The sequence below is a fragment of the Psychrobacter celer genome (assembly GCF_016107555.1).
Lineage (GTDB): Bacteria > Pseudomonadota > Gammaproteobacteria > Pseudomonadales > Moraxellaceae > Psychrobacter > Psychrobacter celer.
Map to the genome: position 1 here is coordinate 197052 of NZ_JABASU010000002.1, position 17475 is coordinate 214526.

15 protein-coding genes and 2 pseudogenes are annotated in these 17475 nt (G+C 39.1%); 5 read left to right on the top strand and 12 right to left on the bottom strand.

Annotated features, from left to right (window positions below):
- Positions 1–11: 11 nt before the first annotated feature.
- Positions 12–3113: an ATP-binding protein gene (locus JFC05_RS02330; protein WP_198335598.1), complete on the bottom strand. Its 3102-nt coding sequence runs from the start codon at positions 3111–3113 to the stop codon at positions 12–14.
- 362 nt (positions 3114–3475) lie between these two features.
- Positions 3476–4051, bottom strand: coding sequence for a hypothetical protein (locus tag JFC05_RS02335; protein ID WP_198335599.1), 576 nt, complete (start codon positions 4049–4051; stop codon positions 3476–3478).
- A gap of 215 nt (positions 4052–4266) precedes the next feature.
- Between JFC05_RS02335 and JFC05_RS02340 the strand changes: the two genes are divergently transcribed.
- A complete protein-coding gene (locus JFC05_RS02340) occupies positions 4267–4953 on the top strand; it encodes a HEPN domain-containing protein (RefSeq protein ID WP_198335600.1) in 687 nt (228 codons plus the stop codon).
- A gap of 33 nt (positions 4954–4986) precedes the next feature.
- Here JFC05_RS02340 and JFC05_RS02345 read toward each other — a convergent pair whose 3' ends face one another.
- The 8 genes and pseudogenes from JFC05_RS02345 to JFC05_RS02380 all read right to left on the bottom strand — a co-directional run bounded on the left by JFC05_RS02345 (position 4987) and on the right by JFC05_RS02380 (position 11567).
- On the bottom strand, positions 4987–5160 hold the full coding sequence (locus JFC05_RS02345) for a hypothetical protein (RefSeq protein WP_198335601.1): 174 nt from the start codon (positions 5158–5160) through the stop codon (positions 4987–4989).
- 17 nt (positions 5161–5177) lie between these two features.
- Positions 5178–5531: pseudogene (locus JFC05_RS02350) on the bottom strand (IS66 family transposase); the annotation flags it as partial.
- Between the two features lie 69 nt (positions 5532–5600).
- Positions 5601–6866 (bottom strand): CAP domain-containing protein, encoded by a 1266-nt coding sequence (locus JFC05_RS02355; protein WP_198335602.1) that lies wholly within the window; start codon positions 6864–6866, stop codon positions 5601–5603.
- 41 nt (positions 6867–6907) lie between these two features.
- Entirely contained in the window at positions 6908–7633 is a 726-nt protein-coding gene (locus JFC05_RS02360; protein ID WP_198335603.1) for a hypothetical protein, read from the bottom strand.
- A gap of 33 nt (positions 7634–7666) precedes the next feature.
- Entirely contained in the window at positions 7667–8443 is a 777-nt protein-coding gene (locus JFC05_RS02365; RefSeq protein ID WP_198335604.1) for a hypothetical protein, read from the bottom strand.
- A gap of 91 nt (positions 8444–8534) precedes the next feature.
- Positions 8535–9488: a WG repeat-containing protein gene (locus JFC05_RS02370; protein ID WP_198335605.1), complete on the bottom strand. Its 954-nt coding sequence runs from the start codon at positions 9486–9488 to the stop codon at positions 8535–8537.
- A gap of 216 nt (positions 9489–9704) precedes the next feature.
- A complete protein-coding gene (locus tag JFC05_RS02375) occupies positions 9705–10775 on the bottom strand; it encodes a WG repeat-containing protein (RefSeq protein ID WP_198335606.1) in 1071 nt (356 codons plus the stop codon).
- Positions 10776–10916: 141 nt separating this feature from the next.
- Positions 10917–11567 (bottom strand): hypothetical protein, encoded by a 651-nt coding sequence (locus JFC05_RS02380; RefSeq protein WP_198335607.1) that lies wholly within the window; start codon positions 11565–11567, stop codon positions 10917–10919.
- Positions 11568–11749: 182 nt separating this feature from the next.
- Here JFC05_RS02380 and JFC05_RS02385 point away from each other — a divergent pair, with 182 nt between their 5' ends.
- From JFC05_RS02385 to JFC05_RS02400, 4 genes are all read left to right on the top strand, one after another.
- On the top strand, positions 11750–12607 hold the full coding sequence (locus JFC05_RS02385; RefSeq protein ID WP_198335608.1) for a PP2C family protein-serine/threonine phosphatase: 858 nt from the start codon (positions 11750–11752) through the stop codon (positions 12605–12607).
- Positions 12608–12661: 54 nt separating this feature from the next.
- A complete protein-coding gene (locus JFC05_RS02390; protein WP_198335609.1) occupies positions 12662–13756 on the top strand; it encodes a helix-turn-helix transcriptional regulator in 1095 nt (364 codons plus the stop codon).
- Positions 13757–13820: 64 nt separating this feature from the next.
- A complete protein-coding gene (locus tag JFC05_RS02395) occupies positions 13821–14258 on the top strand; it encodes a DUF1810 domain-containing protein (RefSeq protein WP_198335610.1) in 438 nt (145 codons plus the stop codon).
- A gap of 42 nt (positions 14259–14300) precedes the next feature.
- Positions 14301–15539, top strand: a complete 1239-nt coding sequence (locus JFC05_RS02400; protein ID WP_198335611.1) for a PDDEXK-like family protein — start codon at positions 14301–14303, stop codon at positions 15537–15539.
- Positions 15540–15557: 18 nt separating this feature from the next.
- Here JFC05_RS02400 and JFC05_RS02405 read toward each other — a convergent pair.
- Positions 15558–16273, bottom strand: a pseudogene (locus JFC05_RS02405) (IS5 family transposase).
- Positions 16274–16504: 231 nt separating this feature from the next.
- On the bottom strand, positions 16505–17188 hold the full coding sequence (locus JFC05_RS02410) for a hypothetical protein (protein ID WP_198335612.1): 684 nt from the start codon (positions 17186–17188) through the stop codon (positions 16505–16507).
- Positions 17189–17475 lie beyond the last annotated feature (287 nt).

Here is a 17475-nt window from a genome sequence, read left to right on the forward strand (position 1 = left end):
TGAATATTTCATTAAATCGTATTTAAGGTATTTAGGTTCTGACCTTCATTCTTTTCAAAGAGTTGCTTGGTTTTCATATTTTCTAACTTATCTGAGCATACTAAAGCTAAGAATTTGGCTTCATTTTCTGATAGAGATTTTGTGATAAGCGGTAAGCTGTGTTTCAGAAGTTCTTGTGTGCTTTCAGTAATGTCCAAGGCACAACTATCTAGCATGAGATCCATGAGCATATCGGCCAATACCTCACTGGTTATATCGAAATTTGCCATCATCTTTTCTATACTAGCAGAAAGTTGAGTGGCGATACGCTTATTCATAGTCTTTAGATCATCAGTTTTTTTGATACCTTCAGGTAGAGAGCGGCTAAAACCAATGAGCATATTGACTGTTTTGCGACCTTGATTAATAAACCGTGAAAGTTGAGTTGAATTATGAAGCTGTGAGTGTTTACTCAGGAGCGGGTAGAGTACTAGGCGCTGCGACCACAGCTGTATCTTGCCTTTTAGTCTGAGTTGCTCTTCATCTATTTCAGCAGCGTTGGTATTGGTCATCTGCTCGATTTGTGCTCTAACAGGAGCATGCCAACCGCCACAATATATAATAGTCTCTCCAGGCTGGAGCATAGGTAGAAAGTCTTTTTGTTCGTCATTTAGACCCATAGCATCACCGATGATATTGCGATCATCAGCAGCAAATAGCTGATGAATGATTTTTACATTGGTGTTTTTTATGACGTCACTGACTAATTTATTAGGTATTTGGTCGGCGATGATTAAGCTCTCGCCATATTTACGTACTTCTGCAAGCATATTAGCAAACATCTCTACCCCAAGCTTCTTAGAGCCATCAGCGCCAGGCTCAGGACGGGTTAAAAGACGATGTGCTTCTTCTACTAAAGTCATATGCTGGAAGTCTGGCTGCCGACGATGACGCTGCTTGACGCATTCAGCCAGTCTGCCTAGGATCAGTCCCATAAAAAATGCTTTGTCTTCTTCATCTTTGAGCTCTTCTAGCTCAATGACGACTTTTTTATCTAGTAATTTATCAAAATTGATAGAGCGTGGTGTATCTATCATGGTGCCTTTGATCCCAGTGGTCAAAGACGTTAAGCGTGACACTAGCGACCCAAGGTACTTCTCTTCAAACTCCTTACCCATACCAGCGGTTTTAATAACCATTTCAAGCTTATCAATGACATCACTAAAGGTAGGGTAAATATTCTCATTAGTGGTCCAAGGATCATCTACCAGATAGTTGCTGTTGGTCGCGACATCCCAGCCTTTTTCTTGATAAGCGGCGATGATGGCATTCTCTACGATAAAAGGCATGGACGCTTCCATAGGAAACACAGCTGTCATGGTGGATTTGAGCATGCTGATATGGCCCATGAGGTTTTGACGCTCAGATAAAAGTTCAAAAGGATTGAGTCTAAATGTGGATAGGTCTTCACGGGCTAGGCTATAGTATTCAATATCTTGATCTTGTGTGTACAAAGCGCGGTATTCAGTTTTGGCCGGCTCAATTACCATAAAAGGCAATTGAGACTCAAGTAGTAGCTTCATACAAGTAGTCGTTTTACCCGCACCAGTAACGCCAGTGATGAAGACATGTTTGTTTAACGTCTTTAAGGCAATATCAACAGGCTTATGATCCAAGGTACGCCCATTTTGGATGATGTTACCTAGTTTTATGGTTCTACCTTTGTTCTCATTGCTAGTGTTTACGGCAAAAGACACACTTTTACGGATTTTGAGACCAGGCAGTTCAAGAGTAGGCATACCTGCTAGTAACGATAACTCTTTAGTATTGAGCCAAGTCGCTGCGTAGAGGTGTTGCGCATTTTGTTGAGGGATACTATGCACAATCGCTGTGTTTAGCTGATCTTTAATAAAGCTAGTAGCATTGATTTGTCTAATTTGTAGTACATCCGTCAAAGATATCGTTTTATCCGATAATTTTGTCACCGTTAGGGGAGTAAAGGCCGGTTGGTTACCTTGAAATATGGATAATACGCTACGCGATAGTCGCTTATAGGTTGAGCTGTCATCTGCGGCTAAATATATGGCCGTGCGAAACATGCCCTTACTCAAGCCTTGACGAAAGCGATCGATTTGCGTGTCATTTAAATGCCCTTGGATTTGCTCAATACGCTTATCTACACGTTCTCGAGTCAGTGCTACACCTGTGCTTCCAGAGTCACCACTAGCAATAGATTCACTGCCGCCTTTTGTCTTAGATGATGACTTGCCGTATGTATTGGTTGTTGAAGTGCCATCTGAAGTAGACTGTCCTTTATTATTACTTTTACTCCAGCTGCTACCACTTTCTCCATCACTAGAGCCTTTACTTTGACTGACGCCTTTATTTTTACCTTTAGCTTGACTGTCTGAGGTACCTGAAGTGGTACTTTCTGATGTACCTATCGTATTGCTTTTATTCCACCCTGATCCTTCAGATTGTTGAATAGAATGCTTGGTATGGGCTGATAGTTGAGTGGATAGCTCATAAATCTGAGATAGAGTCATACGTATGGTTTGTTCATCACCAGAATGAGCGACAATAACCATCTGCCAAGTAGAGTCGCTCAAGCTGTTTACTAATCGCTCAATACCTTGAAAGTCTTCCCCGTCCGAGTTCTGTTCATGCTCATTAAAGGCGGGTACACCAGTCACAAGTCCTAAGTGTTGGCTATTCTCGAATATTGAAAGTAGCTCTTGATCATCACTTTTGACGAGGTTTAATTTAGCTCCTAAAAAGTTACCTTTGAAGGCATCTTTTAGCAATCGACTATCTTGTACGATGCTATTGCTATCAGCAACACCAATGTAAAGATCAATGCCAGATGGTTTACCAGATAGCATATAGATTAAAGAGGTATTACTAGCACTTAAGCAGGAGATGACATTTGCCATAGCTGCGCGGTATTGGAAAGCACCACTCTCGGCAATCTCTGAGATTCTATAAAAGCGATAGTTTATATTATTCGCTTTTTTTAAGTGATTAAAAGGCATCTTTGCAAAGTCTAAAGGCTTACCATCTATGATGGGAATATCAAACAGCTCTTTTATAGATAGGGGTAAGGCTTCAGCTTTTGCATTTATCGTATTATTCATCATATTCCTTGATAAGATATTAGGAGCAGCTTGCGTATTTTAAAAGGTCTTTAGTTGTTATGTGATATCTATAGAACATACTATAGTTGACTCAGTCTTAAAGATACAGAGCAATTTGGGGTGGTTTTTTAAATTTAACATTGCACTTAGAGTATAGTGTCGACATTAACTACCTATAGTTTTTATTATTTATTTAATTATCAATACCTTATTAAAAGAGATTTAAATAGCTTTAAAAACTTGCTACTCTGTTAGTAATTTAGCCACGGAGTTTAAGTTATTCTCTTGCAAGTTTGCAGTAAGGCGTTCTATAAGCTGTTTCTCCTCATCTTCAAGTAAATCATCCAATTCTTCAGAGTTACTCACTTTAAGTTCTGAACTATTTTTTTTATATTCTTACGTTGTTCAAGTTTCACACGTAAGTTCATAATAAGATTTATAAGAGGCGAGACAGGGATGATAGAAGATTTTGGAGATGCACGTAAGCTTTTCTTGTTTTCTAGGTTAGTATCTTTTTCTAGATCTAGCATATTGGTTGAAGTCAGCTTATCTATATTCTCTATCTGTGACAAGCCAGTGACGAAATGTGATTTAATAAATAAAGGCTCAAGTCTGTCATATAAGTCAGTCGGTATCACTCCTTTAAGCTCAGTCTCAACAAGTCTTAAAGCAATAGCTTGTGAAAGGCTTAATTGGTTATGTCTAGTATTGCTCAGCTTTTGCCAGCGCCAACTATAGGGCTTATCGTCTTTACGACATTCGATCGGTAGAATATCTTCGAGTGTCAGAAGATCTCTTTGAATAGATCTCAGCTTCGTCTTTATACTATGTGTGGCTAAATGCTCTTGTATTTGCCGGGTGGAGACGTAATTGCCTTCTAGTAATAGCTGAATGATCAGCAACTGACGCTTGATGATATCGGAGGAGTTGTTATTCACGCTATTTAACCTTGTTAGTAAAAGCTGTAATGAAAACACAAGGCTAGCAGAATAAATTAGGATAAGAAATACAACGTAGGCTTAAAGCGTCTTATAGTGACGTAGTATGACCTAACCATTATCTGTTTTTTATATATGGGACGATATCTCTGATACACTTAAGTGAAATGAGAAGTTAGTTTAACTATGTTTGACTTTAATACTAAGGATGACTTATGGATGTCACTATCAACGATCTTAAACAAAAGCATGTAGATAATAAAGACAAGGTAGATGATGGTTTTTCACTTCGTACCTATAGAGCGATAAGCTGGCTGGCTAAAGCCAATGAGTTGGCACAAAGTGAAGAAAGTGATTTGGCGTTTGTCACCCTATGGATCGGCTTTAACGCTCTGTACGCTGATGAGTTACCACTCAGTCAAAGCCGCGGCATATCTGATAAATCCTCCTTTAAGGATTTCATTAGGAAAATCGGCAAATACGATACACATGAAAGACTTTACGACTTAATTTGGAACCGGTATCCGCAATCTATTCGTACGCTATTGAATAATCAGTATGCCTTCACGCCATTTTGGCAATATCAAAACGGCAGCTTTAGTCAAAAGGCTTGGGAAGAGGATTTTGATAAAGATAAAAAACAAGCGTTGAAGTATTTAAGTAATAAAAATAATACCGATCGCTTGCTGACTATTGTATTTGATCGCCTCTATACCATACGCAACCAAATCGTGCATGGCGGCGCCACTTATGCAAGCTCGGTCAATCGTAAGCAGGTTAAAGATGCTGTCAATATTTTAGGCGATTTCTTGCCTTTGATAACGGACATTATGATGAATCATCCTGAGCAGGATTGGGGCAAGCCGTTTTATCCACCTGTCGATGAAGCATCTTTTGAATAGCCCAAGCGTTCATCATTTGCGCTAAACATAACCCTACAACTTAAGCTCTCTCCACTCTACCATAGCATCCTGCAATAAATGCTCTTGCATTAGTGCTAAATTATGATCAATCAATAGCTGACAGACAGGCTGTAGAGGTTCTAGAAGTGAAGAGACAGGTACGCCTTCTATTTGCTCAGTGATTTTGTGTGGCTGGTTGGTAAGCATCCGACAATCCCCTATTGCTATGGCATCCAGAGATGAGGTAACAACTCATCTAGATCCTCTTGAGTAGGCAGGCGTCTTAGCACGTCTGTCAAATAGGCAGACACATCCAAGCCGTTTAAGCGAGCTGATTGAATGATTGACATAATATTTGCAGCACGCTGCCCACTTCGTAGCGAATCGGCAAACAACCAGTTTTTACGCCCAAGTGCCCATGGGCGCATCTGATTCTCCGCCCAATTATTATCAATCGGCAACCTCCCATCATCCAAATAACAAGTCAGCGCTTGCCAACGTTTTAGGCAATAATCAATCGCCTTAGTAATACTGGCATTCTTAGTGGTTAACTGTCTTTTTTCTTGTAACCATTGGTGCTGAACCGCCCCGGTCTTGTCATATACTCTCAGAAAGTTGAGCCGCCGACAATTCGGGGCGGTTAAGTCTTAGTAATTTGTATCGCCTGTTGTGAAGCTGAATGACTTCTTCTGCAAAGTCTTATCATCAACCAACAAATCAAAGCTTACTGTGTACTTAGTATTAGCATAAAGGCCACAGTTTGTTTTAGAAGAGGTAACGCCACAACTATTCAAGCTATCGGTAATTGGTAGAATGAACACTTTGTTCTCTGGAAGATCGTATACCGTGCCTTTTTGAGGATCATTTTCATTGTCAATCAAATCAATAGGCACATCAGTCTTGCGAACGGTGTCATAAAACTTAATATTACTAACTTTGATTTTATCTGCTTTTGGTGCAAATATATAAACTGGGTGCCCAATAGGATCTGTACGCAAGTTTCGACCTGTACCCGCTACCGGACTTGGGGATTCATTCCATAACGCTGTAGAGGTGTCTATAACACCTTCACAAGGATATGTTATTAACCCGTTTTCAGGGTAGTTTGTATTGGTTGTTGTTCCAGACGAACTATTAACCAACACAAATCCATTAGATAAAGTTTCGCTTTTGCCAAATGGTGTGTAAGTAATAACACTTGTGCCTGTCTTATCAAAACTTGGGTTAACAAGCGATTGCAAATGATAAGGTGCAGCAAACAAAGCTTTGATAAAGTCCTTAGCTTCTCGATTTGGCGTGTTAACCATGCCATTGGAGTTAAACGACTCTTTTTGAGTGATATTTTCAGCGATTACAAGACCTGGCGCTGTGTAACCAGCGGTTTTGATGCGCTCAGTAAGTGTACCGCCTGTAAAGTAAGGGTTAGCGTCACCTGATATTGATTCAAATCCTACCAGTTTGTGCTCGTAATGTGGGTTGTAATTTACTTTGCCATTTGAATACAAGTATTGTAAATACATCGCATGTTTGCGAGAGATGGCTGCTAATTCTTCATCATGAGAAACACCTCCAAGACCACACGATTGACGGTTAAGGCTAATCATATTAGAGGCTAATAAACTAGCACCCAACTGCTCTTGGTTGCCTAAAGAGCTAATAGTCACCTGCGTATAATCCGTTTCAACTGGATCAATTGAGTCAGTAGGTTCTGGGTCAACTGCATCCGTAGGTAAGGGATCAGTTGGTATTGGATCGGACGGCGCTGGGTCAGTTGGTGTTTCTACTACTAGCGGCGGCGTTGTCTTGTTTTTATCAGAATCACCATCAGAACCACCGCCTCCGCCACAAGCCGCAAGGAATAAACTTAGGAATGCAACACTGCTTACACCTTTGCTTGCTAAAACTTTTTTCATTATACTATCCTCAATAGAAACAGTGTTTTTCAAATTACAATTCATTCAAAGTAGCAGGCGACAGTCATCGTTTGTGGTGTATAGACTGCGCCCATGTTTATCATGTCTCCCCAGTTATCCACAGTACGGGTTTTGAAATTTGGCCAGATGGTCATTACATTGGCGCTAGATGAGAATTTAAGGCTTTCAACGCCGCCGTGCGACTCCCTTCTATATTTGTAAGTATACTGCTCTAAAGGCTGACCACGATATTTTACACCGTCCTCGAATATCACTTTGTACTCACCGAAATCACCGGACAGTTCATTATCGTAAAAATCTCTATATGTAATCTCTTTGATCATGTCACGATATTCTGGTAACCATTCAGATCTAGGTTTGACAAAATTATCATACCCTTTTTTACCATGAAAGCTTGCGGTAAACTCAGACAAGTTTTTCCTTACACCGTTGTAAGCTGGGTTTTCACCTGAGCAAGCGTCTTCCATTCCGCCGAATAAATAAACCATATCCTTACTTGTAATAGTGTTTGATGCTTTTGGGGCGATGGTGGTAGACGTTTTGGCATTGTTGGCAGAGCTTACTGCTTTATTTTTATTACCTAAGAAAGATTCATCGATACCTTTTTGTACACCTGTCGCAAAACTATCAACAAGACTTAAGGCTCCTTTCCCCACGGTACTACCTATCGTTTTGCTTTCAGCACAGCCAGATAATGCTATAAAGCTGCTAATAACCATCACAGATAACGTATTTTTCGATTTCATAATTCATTCCGTTAGTTTAAAATTAAAAAGATATTAAAGATCAAAGGTGCAAATAATATCGTTATAGTCAGCATCTAAAGCTCTTAAGTCCATAAGGGCGCTACTATAATCAGACTCAAAGAACTTATCCAAGCTTTTGGCAATACCAACATCACTTGAGGTACCTGCATTGGCATGATCTATGATTGAGTAGATATAAAGCGGTTGATACCCTGGCTTTTGCCATTTATAAAATTGTTGTGAAAATAGCTCGTTTTCGCCTGTGTCGCAGTTCGATTTCACTCGGGTAAGCTCGCTGGCTCTAAATATGTCTTCGAGTTTATATACAGCGCTTCCAGTCTCATCTTCCATAACCGCTTGACCTGAACCAATAGTTATTATCTCTGGCTGCTTTTTGGTACCATAAACTACCATGCCACCATAATCGTCAAGACCTCCTCTAATAGAATAACTAGGATCCTCGGGTGAATATTCGTTCTTGGTAGGCGTTTTGCTATACCATTCCTTAATGTCAGGAGTATCTGCTAGCAAATCCCAACTCCAATCTGTATTAGATTTCAATGCTAAATAGTCAGTAACGTTAGCAAATCTAGGAGGGTTTTCGTCAATAACTTCGACAGTTTCTACTTCTTCAGTCTCTGCTACAGGTTCAGTAATAGCCGTTGAGTCAATAGCGACTACTGCTGTAGGAGCTGATTCTTCAGGAGTAGTGATGTCTGTCTTTTCCTCCATCGAAGGGGTTTGAGAACATCCCGATATAGCCATTAAGCTACTTATTGCGAATATAGATAAAATATGATTGGCCTGCATAAAAAGTTCCTTAAAATTAAAAAGATATTAAATAGTGATACTAAAGACACAGATTGATAGAAGTGGTTTGAGCTGCTAAAGCAGTATCAATCTATTGACAGGCTATCTTTTTATCCGATTTATTGATGCATATTTGTTTCTGATTGATGGTCGCAACTTGGGCTGTACCCTCATTAAAAATAAAATAAGTGGCCCCCATAAAGTTAGAACTATATCGTTCGACATTACTATCAGAGTATTTAAAAGGAATCACAGTTTTATTTGCACCATTAATAAACCCCCATTTACCATCTTTTAATACCCCGGCGAGACCTTCACTAAACGGACGTATTTCATCGTATACGAAAGGTACAGCGACTTTACCAGTTTTAGTAATATAGCCCCATTTCTTACCTTTTTTCATGCCAACTAAGCCTTGAGAAAAACCGTAGACGCCGCCAAAATTACCATTTATACCGTCATACTGAGGCCTAATAACTTCCTTACCATCTTTATCAATAAAGCCCCATTTATAAGACCTTGACATTACTGGTGCCATACCTTCACTAAATGACTCTATAGAAGAATATTTATTCGTGAAGGGCATGACAATTTTGTTTGATGTATCGATAAGACCCAGTTTGCCGTTTTTAGAGACTAATATACGACCGTCAGATACGGGCTCAGACCATGACTCATCGTATTTATCATTAGGGTCTCGCATAGTATCGTAGATAGCTGGTACCACAAGCTTACCTCGGGTATTCATATAGCCGACTTTGTTATTTTTCATTACTGCAAAGACGCCATTGCTAATACCGTAGTAGTCTACATCGTCATAGCCTTTTGAGCTTACTAGCGCTCTGCCTTGCTCATCTAATAAGGTTCTAACACTATAATCAGAGTTGTACCCGATAAAGTATTTGCTATCTGCGGTACAAGCAGTTTCAGCATAATTTGTCTTAGGCGGCTTACAGTTATCTACGTAAGCCTGGGCAGGAAGGATACATATAGCAAAGGTTAGTACAGCGGCTAGAGGTAGCAAACGGGTAGGGGATAAAGTCATGAGTTGCATTCCTTGTAATTAAAGTTTCTGTTGGTCTCGATTTGTATTTGGAATTATATCGACTAATTTGGCATCTAAATATCGATCCGACGAACGGTAGTTTCTGGTAAAGCCTTAGCAAATAAGGGCTTAAATCAGAAAAGGTTTAGAGGACTATTCCTATTTAATGAGAATAGAGCTCTAAACAATTAAATACTTTAGAGGTTTTCTTGTAGTCTAGTTATACATTGAATCTAGTACATCTAAGGTGCTGGCATAGTCTTTACGTTTCAGCTCTGTGCCATTTTTATCAATAGTAATAGCCGTTATCTGTCCATTTTCGCCCTCTTGATAAACATCTATAGTACCATTCTCAAAGTAGCCACCGATGACATCGGGAGAGTCCCCACCTGGATCTACAAAGACGCCATCATATTGAGGTTCAATGATGACTTTGCCTAAGGTATCAACAAATCCCCACTTGGCATTTTCATAGTCGCCTTTAGCAACAGCAGCTCGTCCTTCAGAGAAATACATTGTTTGATCCCAAATTGGGGCAACGACTTCTTTACCTTTCGTATTGATGAAACCTTGCTTATCTGAATTCATTGGATTAAAGGATGCTAGGCCTTCTTTAAAATCACCAAGGTGGCTGTATTTAAACTCAAGTACCGCTTTACCAGAACGATCAATCGCACCATATTTATAGTCTTTGGATACTGTGGCAATGCCATTAGCAAAGTCACTAGCGCTGTCAAAGTCAAAGGGGATTACAGTTTTGCCTTCTTTATCCATATATCCCCATTGGTCTTTATTTAAAATAGCGACCAAGCCTTCGCTAAAGTTTCTAGCATCTAACATCCACCCATAATCTGCTTCAATATTCACTGGAATCACAAGCTCACCTGAGCTATTAGTGTATCCAAGGTAATAGCCTCCGTCAGAGTCAGACTTTAGATTCTTTTTGAGTAGATAGGCCATGCCCTCATGGAACGTACCGCAGAAATCATATTCTGCTTTTACAACGATTTTACCTTCGTTGTTTTTGAACCCGCATTGTTCTGAGTACTCACCATTGGGGACTACGTATTGAACCAGTTTAGAAACAGGGTCTGTGGTTGATGTCTCTTCCGTTCCTGATGCTACTTCTATATTTGGCTCTATATTTGACGCATTTTCTACGTTGGTTGATTTGATACTGATATCTTCGTTAGCATTTCTAGTACTTGGAACAGACTCGCTTTTACTACAACCAATAAATAAGAGACTTGTTATAACTGTTAAGGTAATCACCTTTTTTCGTAACATCCTAGTGGTCCTTTTTACTTTCTAATATTGTTTGTTCAAAACACAATAATGATGTAGGAATATATGTTTTAATAAACAAATTTTTAATGAAGATGCGTCAGAAATTAGAATTTCTCGTTATATGTTTTAATGAGTACTGGCCTAAAGTTCACAGTTTAGACTTTTTTCTTCAGCGTTATAGGTAGCTCCACTATTGTACATACCTCCCATACCTTCGACTTTGCGAGTTTTAAAGTTTGAGACAACTGCGGTAACGTTCGCAGATTGAGTAAAAACTAATTTCGCATGAGCGCCTTCAGTTTCCTCACGGTAGCCAATTTCTATAGCTTTTAAAGGTTGTTTTCTATAATAGGCATTCTTCAATGGCAGTGAGAAAGTTACATAGGATCCATCTGTACTTTTTATAACATTTTGAATCTGATCACGATATTCTGGTGACCATTGTGAATAAGGCTTGGCACGTGAGTTATCCATATCAATAACCGTATCTTTAAAAGCATAATAACGATCTGAAATTTTGTTATATGGTGCGATGCTACCTTGACAACCATCTTCCATCCAACCCATTAAAAAAACCATATCTGTCGGAGGAATTGAAGCAGCATTCTGATTTTGAGACTTTAATGAAGTAGGTGTATTTATGCTGGCGTTAATATCTTTGACTATGGTAGAGACACCTTGACCAATAGATGTACTAAAATCCTTCGTTAATGTACCTACTTCAGTACAGCCTGATAGATTTGCCAATGCTATTAAGCTGGTACTCAACAGGAGAAATTTGTTCTGATACATAACATATATCCGATAAAATAAAAGGGTTGCATATTAGCAACAATCTATTATTTATACAAACATTAGTTCAATCTAAAAATAAAATTCATTTGAACGAAAATCACAGTAAATGTAACCTAGAAAATAGGTTTACAGGTAGTCAGATATACTAGCCTCTATGACAAACATATAGGCCTACCATCATGATTGCTTCTTCAAATTATTTTCCTTCAACAGAAACTTCATCTATCGCCCAAGCCTGTGCAATTACCTTTCTAGGGAATGCTAGTAACAACCTGCAGCAAGACGCTTTTTTCTTTTTAGATAATTGGTATCAGGAAGATCTAGGTGTGATGGCAGTGACACCAGTTGCGGCGCCATTCTGTCTAGCAGTGTCTGATGGCGTGGCAAGCTCTAATCACTCGCAGCACTGCTCAAAAGCAGTGGTAAAGGCAATCAGACGGTTATGGAACGATCAGAAGAGTATTACTTCAGATAATATTCATCAGCTGATTAATCAAACCAAGCATTCATCTAGGCGTCATGGCGCGGCAGCAACCCTCGCGATGGTTATTGGAGAGTTAATTGGTGATGGAACCATAAAGGCAACGATAACGCATGTGGGAGACAGTCGTGTTTATCAGTTATCGAAAGGTGCATCACAGTGGCAGTGCCTGACTCGCGACCATAATCTATTGAACGAACTCATTGACCAGAAAGCACAAGAGCAAGGTCGCCAAGCAGAGTTGGCTGACTATAACCGAGAAGGTATGGCGGGTAGTCTATATAGCATTACAGAGTGCTTTGCATTGACGGCTGATGACAGTTATCTAAGCAGTGAAGCGCCAGAAGGCAGCTCTTGTATGGTTAATATTAATAGCGGCGACTGTCTCTTGGTTTGTACGGATGGTATTCATGATTTGGTGCCGAGTCGTCATTGGCAACTTGTCAGTGCTGAAACCGATTTACAAGCTTGGTTGAGCACGCTTAAAGATCAGGTCTATAACTCTGAGGGTAATGCTTATGATAATGGCACCGCGATTTTGGTTCGTTTTGATTGAGCCTGTATTTTAATAATGAGTTTGTCACTTCATCAGTCTAATAGAGAAGCTACTATGCCTACACATCCTATCGCCAACTACACAAAGTCAGCACGTCTATTTGCTTTATATCAATGCTTGCCTCGGAGTGAAGCGGATGCTATGTCACTGACAGAGCTTATGCAAAACTACGGTGATAATGCTGATAATTATACAAATGAGCGTAAAAACCTAGAGAACGATCTGATTGGCTTAAATCAAATCTTTAACGATATCTTCTATAGTGACGCCTTAAACCGAGTGCCAGCATGGGGCAAGAATATCAGTGGCAAGACAGCACGGTTTTATATTGAACCGAGCTTTAGCATCGATGCTATTAACGAGCAAACCGTGTTTTTTTGGGAGATGCTGGATAAATATACTGCAAACTATCTACCATTTTCTTTTAAACAAGGGATTACAGATAAGCTTACTCAACTACGTCGTCAAGATAAAGACAAATTCCATCAAAGTCCGCTAGGACAATGGAAAGATCATCTCATCACCTTGCCTAGTATTGTGCAAGCGCCAAAGCTTGATAGTGAGGTGATTGGAATTATTCATCAGGCTCTGCTACAGAATCGTCAATTACGAATAAGCTATCAAAATAAATGGGAAGAAAAACCAACTCAAAGAGTGGTGTATCCTAAAGGAATGATCTTTATTGACAATATGATCTATCTCACAGGCTTTAATCCAGCAGATGATCATATCGATGATAATAAACTGCTAGAGGAGCATCGCAACTTTGCGGTCAATCGTATTATCGAGGCAGTAGTCATAGATAAGCCAATACCTGACTGGGTAGGGCGTGACATTTTTACATTAGAGAGCTTACAGAAGCTGGGCAAGCTAGAGTTTGGTAAAAATATTGAAATCAATTTGGTTTTAAAAGTACAGAAATATGCCTGTCAGCATCTTTATGAACGCCCATTATCGATAGATCAGCAAATTACTATTATCGATGACACTTGGCGTCAAGTCAGCGCTACGGTTGCTAATACTACTCGTCTGCAAGATTGGTTGGTTAGTATGTCGCAATTGTCCGTTGTCATTGAACCATTGGGGCTGAAGAAAGTTATTCTTGAACGTTTAAACAGTGCGTTAGAGCTTTATAAAAATCAGGCTTAGTTATTCATAAATTCAAAGTAATTTAGAGGTTTAAACTTCTGAAAGGATACATAGGAGTAGCACTATGAATGATTCTTTGTTCAAAAATTTTATCCAAGCTCAAAATACTGTTTATCCATCGGTTATTAAAGAGTTAACCGACGGGCAGAAGCGTACACATTGGATGTGGTTTATCTTTCCACAAGTGAAAGGGTTAGGGCACAGTAAAACGTCTCGACGATTTGCAATAGAGAGTCTAGAGCAAGCGAAAGCGTATTTGCAGCATGAGGTACTTGGGGCACGGTTAATAGAGTGCGCTGAATTACTGCTGTTACACCCTAATAAAAGCGCTTTAGATATTTTTGGTTCACCGGACAATCTGAAGCTGCAATCTTCGCTAACGTTATTTGCCTTTGCCGCTGGTAACAAGTGTGTATTTGAGCAGCTTTTATACCAATTCTTCGCTGGCAGTTACGATATAAGCACTATTAATATGCTAAGGCAAATCAATGACCCGCAATAGCGCTAAACATAACCGAACGAGGTTTTAAAAGGAAATATGAGTATGAGTACCGTGCAAAGTTTGATAAACGATGTGAGCCAAAAAATTAATGCTTTAGAGACTGCGCAAGCACTCTATAGCCGTCAATTGTCTCCAGACTTCAGTACTTTTGATTATATCAATACCGATGAATTAGGGCTGAGTCGTATTTTGGCAGCTCTGCTTGACCCTCAAGAAAGTCATGCTCAGCAAGAAAGCTTTTTAAGGTTATTCGTTGAGTATTGTCTGCCTGTTATATATGAAGACGATAACTGGCAGATTTTCCTTAATAATCTTGAGAAAACAGAGGTTTTTCTTGAAGAAGTAACGGGAAAAAGTAATACCCAGCGTCGTATGGATATTTACTTAAGATGTCAGGTAGGTGATCACAGCTATGGTATTTGTATTGAAAACAAACCTTATGCAGCAGATCAGCTTGACCAAATGAAAGATTATGCTATTGAACTTGAAAATAGGAAACACAAGCCTTGGCATCTTGTTTATCTAAACGAAGATAATGACGTACCAAGTGAAGATAGCGTTGATACTAAAACCTTAGAAGGTTGGATAACCAGCAATCAATATAGTCATCTTAGATTTAGCGGTCTGATTGGTTGGCTCAAAGCGTGTCAAGTAGAATGCCAGAATCATAGTGTCAGTGAGTTTATAGCACAGCTAACTAAGTTTGTTCAGAAACAGTTTATGGGGATAGAAGATATGAATGAAGACAACGCAATTTTAGATATCATTAAACAGAATGCAGCTACTATTGATGCCAGTATCAAGGTATCTAACACTTTAGATCGAATGAAGAAAGAGCTGATAGCTAAGTTAAAAATAGATTTGTTAGCAAAATATAAAAAAACTGATTACGAATTAGATATTAGTTATATCGGCGAGGGTAGAAGATACGAACAGATTAGATTCATAATTCCTGGCTATGACAATGCATGGGTTTGCTTCGAGTTTGATAATGCAGGGTTTGATCGTCCAATTCTAGGAATTAAGTTCACTTCTGTAGAAGCCGCGAAAGCGTGTCCGCGTACAGAAACTATGAAAACGGTACTGAATACGATGCTGACTGATAAAAAAGTGAGCTCTTCTGCTCAATGGCCCGCTTACTACTATTTTGATCCCCAAGATTGGAAAGGTTCGAGTGAGGCATGGTTAATGATAAATGAAGGCACAATGGCAGATAAAATCTTGGAAGAAATGGATAAAGTCTTTCGAATGTTAAATGAAAACGGTTGTTTTAGTGATTAAGCTAGGGTGTGTTGACAATTACCGTAAATGAATAATCGTCGCTGCTAAATAGATATTAGCAGCAAACGGCTCATCCTTTTTTCAGCACGCATGGCAATTTTTTTGAAATCTTTCAGCTTACAGAAGAAGTTCTCGATTAAATGACGCCACTCGTACATTTCTTTATCGAAATCTCGTTGCTTTAAACGAGAGCGTTTAAGGGGTATGACCGCTTTGCTACCACGCTTTTCTAAGTTCAGCAAGCAATGCACCAAACTCTTTGTCTTTAATTAAAGGGTTAACGCCAGCCATGTCATGCTGTTGTCCTTTCAATAAAGTAAAATCAACAAGGTTGCCTAATGCATCAACCATTGCCATGATTTTAGTGGTCATACCGCCTCTTGATTTGCCAATTGCCTGATGACAAGCCCCCCTTTTGCGCCTTGTCCATGACGATGTACCTTAACAATAGTGCCATCAATCATGGCATACTCTAAATCTGAGTCATTCAGAGCATCAAATAGCTTGCTGAATCTATCGCTTTTTACCCATCGACGGTAGCGCTTATAAACACTGTTCCAGTTACCAAATTCAGGGGGTAAGTCTCGCCACGGTCTACCTGTACGGACAATCCATAGAACAGCTTCGATAAATAGTCGATTATTTATGGCTGTTCTACCAACATCGGTCTCTTTACCTGCACAATACGGTGCTATCTTTGCCCACTGGGCATCACTTAGGGTTAATCTAGTCATAACACTCTGATTATCAATTATTCTCTATATGTCAACGCAACCTAGTATCTTTGAAATATAGCTTTAAGTGAATCCATTCGTATCCTTGAAAGTACTGAACTCTTAATAAAGATTGCCCAAACTCAGTAGCATTTTTTAACTCATAAGTGGTAATCTTTTTTGTGTGAGAACTTAAAGATTACTGCTTCATTATTTTTTTGCCATCATTTTATTCCCGATGTTCAACAGGCCCTAATCAAAATAACAAGTGATTGTCTTGTTCTGTCTGTTGTATTCAGCCTTAGATTCATATAGGCTACCATCCATCCAATCTTCAACTTGACGACCTTTGAAGTTAGGCCAAATACTATCTATATCAGCATTTCCTGCAAACTTTAGAACTTCCTGACCACCTTCAGACTCAGGTCTGAATTTATAATGATATTCTGCCAAAGGTTGACCACGGTAGAAAACATTGTCTCTAAACTTAAAGTGATACTCAGTATATTCGTAATTTGTGTCTATGTTGACACTGTCAAGAAGACGATCAAAGCCAGGATGCCATTGTGACCTAGGTGTAACATAAAACTCATAGGTGTTACCTGTAACAGCATCCGCGACTGGCAGATCTCGCACTGCTTTAATATTATCAACCATCTGTTGATTTAGAAGGCCAATTTTCTGATAGTCAGCAGAGCTATCTCCAATACAGCCGTCTTCCATCCAACCAAACATGTGATAGGCGTTTGCTAGCTCTTTTCTTTTTTTTGATTTGTTAGATTTAGCGTAATCTTCAAAAGCAGTTTTAAAGCCACCAACAGTTTCAGTAGCAGCATTACTGACAGATTGCGTGACCGCATTAGTTTGAGCGCAACCGACCAAAATAAAAGTTGCACTAAAAAGAGAAGTAACTAGCAGTGAAGAATGGATACTCATAAAAATACCTGTTAAATATGTTGAGCTCTGGATTGATATTGATTAAAGGATACTATAAATTGTTAAACAGTTGTCAGTTTTTTGGATCTTTTAATGAATAATAATTAGGTCAACTTATGAACAGTAGATAACTGTATCTTTACAAAATTTTATTTCTACGACCATGATCAAACAGACATTGTCAATTAATAAAAAAGAGTACGATGTTTGTGAATATAGATCTTATTCAATGTTGAGTATAATCAATAGTTAGAAATTTATAAATTCATAGTGTCACCCAAACCCTC

Coding starts and splice junctions, on each gene's coding strand:
- JFC05_RS02375 (WP_198335606.1), bottom strand. CDS start 10,775: ATGTTACGAAAAAAGGTGATTACCTTAACAGTTATAACAAGTCTCTTA.
- JFC05_RS02355 (WP_198335602.1), bottom strand. CDS start 6,866: ATGAAAAAAGTTTTAGCAAGCAAAGGTGTAAGCAGTGTTGCATTCCTA.
- JFC05_RS02410 (WP_198335612.1), bottom strand. CDS start 17,188: ATGAGTATCCATTCTTCACTGCTAGTTACTTCTCTTTTTAGTGCAACT.
- JFC05_RS02360 (WP_198335603.1), bottom strand. CDS start 7,633: ATGAAATCGAAAAATACGTTATCTGTGATGGTTATTAGCAGCTTTATA.
- JFC05_RS02385 (WP_198335608.1), top strand. CDS start 11,750: ATGATTGCTTCTTCAAATTATTTTCCTTCAACAGAAACTTCATCTATC.
- JFC05_RS02330 (WP_198335598.1), bottom strand. CDS start 3,113: ATGAATAATACGATAAATGCAAAAGCTGAAGCCTTACCCCTATCTATA.
- JFC05_RS02365 (WP_198335604.1), bottom strand. CDS start 8,443: ATGCAGGCCAATCATATTTTATCTATATTCGCAATAAGTAGCTTAATG.
- JFC05_RS02345 (WP_198335601.1), bottom strand. CDS start 5,160: ATGCTTACCAACCAGCCACACAAAATCACTGAGCAAATAGAAGGCGTA.
- JFC05_RS02400 (WP_198335611.1), top strand. CDS start 14,301: ATGAGTACCGTGCAAAGTTTGATAAACGATGTGAGCCAAAAAATTAAT.
- JFC05_RS02340 (WP_198335600.1), top strand. CDS start 4,267: ATGGATGTCACTATCAACGATCTTAAACAAAAGCATGTAGATAATAAA.
- JFC05_RS02370 (WP_198335605.1), bottom strand. CDS start 9,488: ATGACTTTATCCCCTACCCGTTTGCTACCTCTAGCCGCTGTACTAACC.
- JFC05_RS02380 (WP_198335607.1), bottom strand. CDS start 11,567: ATGTATCAGAACAAATTTCTCCTGTTGAGTACCAGCTTAATAGCATTG.
- JFC05_RS02395 (WP_198335610.1), top strand. CDS start 13,821: ATGAATGATTCTTTGTTCAAAAATTTTATCCAAGCTCAAAATACTGTT.
- JFC05_RS02390 (WP_198335609.1), top strand. CDS start 12,662: ATGCCTACACATCCTATCGCCAACTACACAAAGTCAGCACGTCTATTT.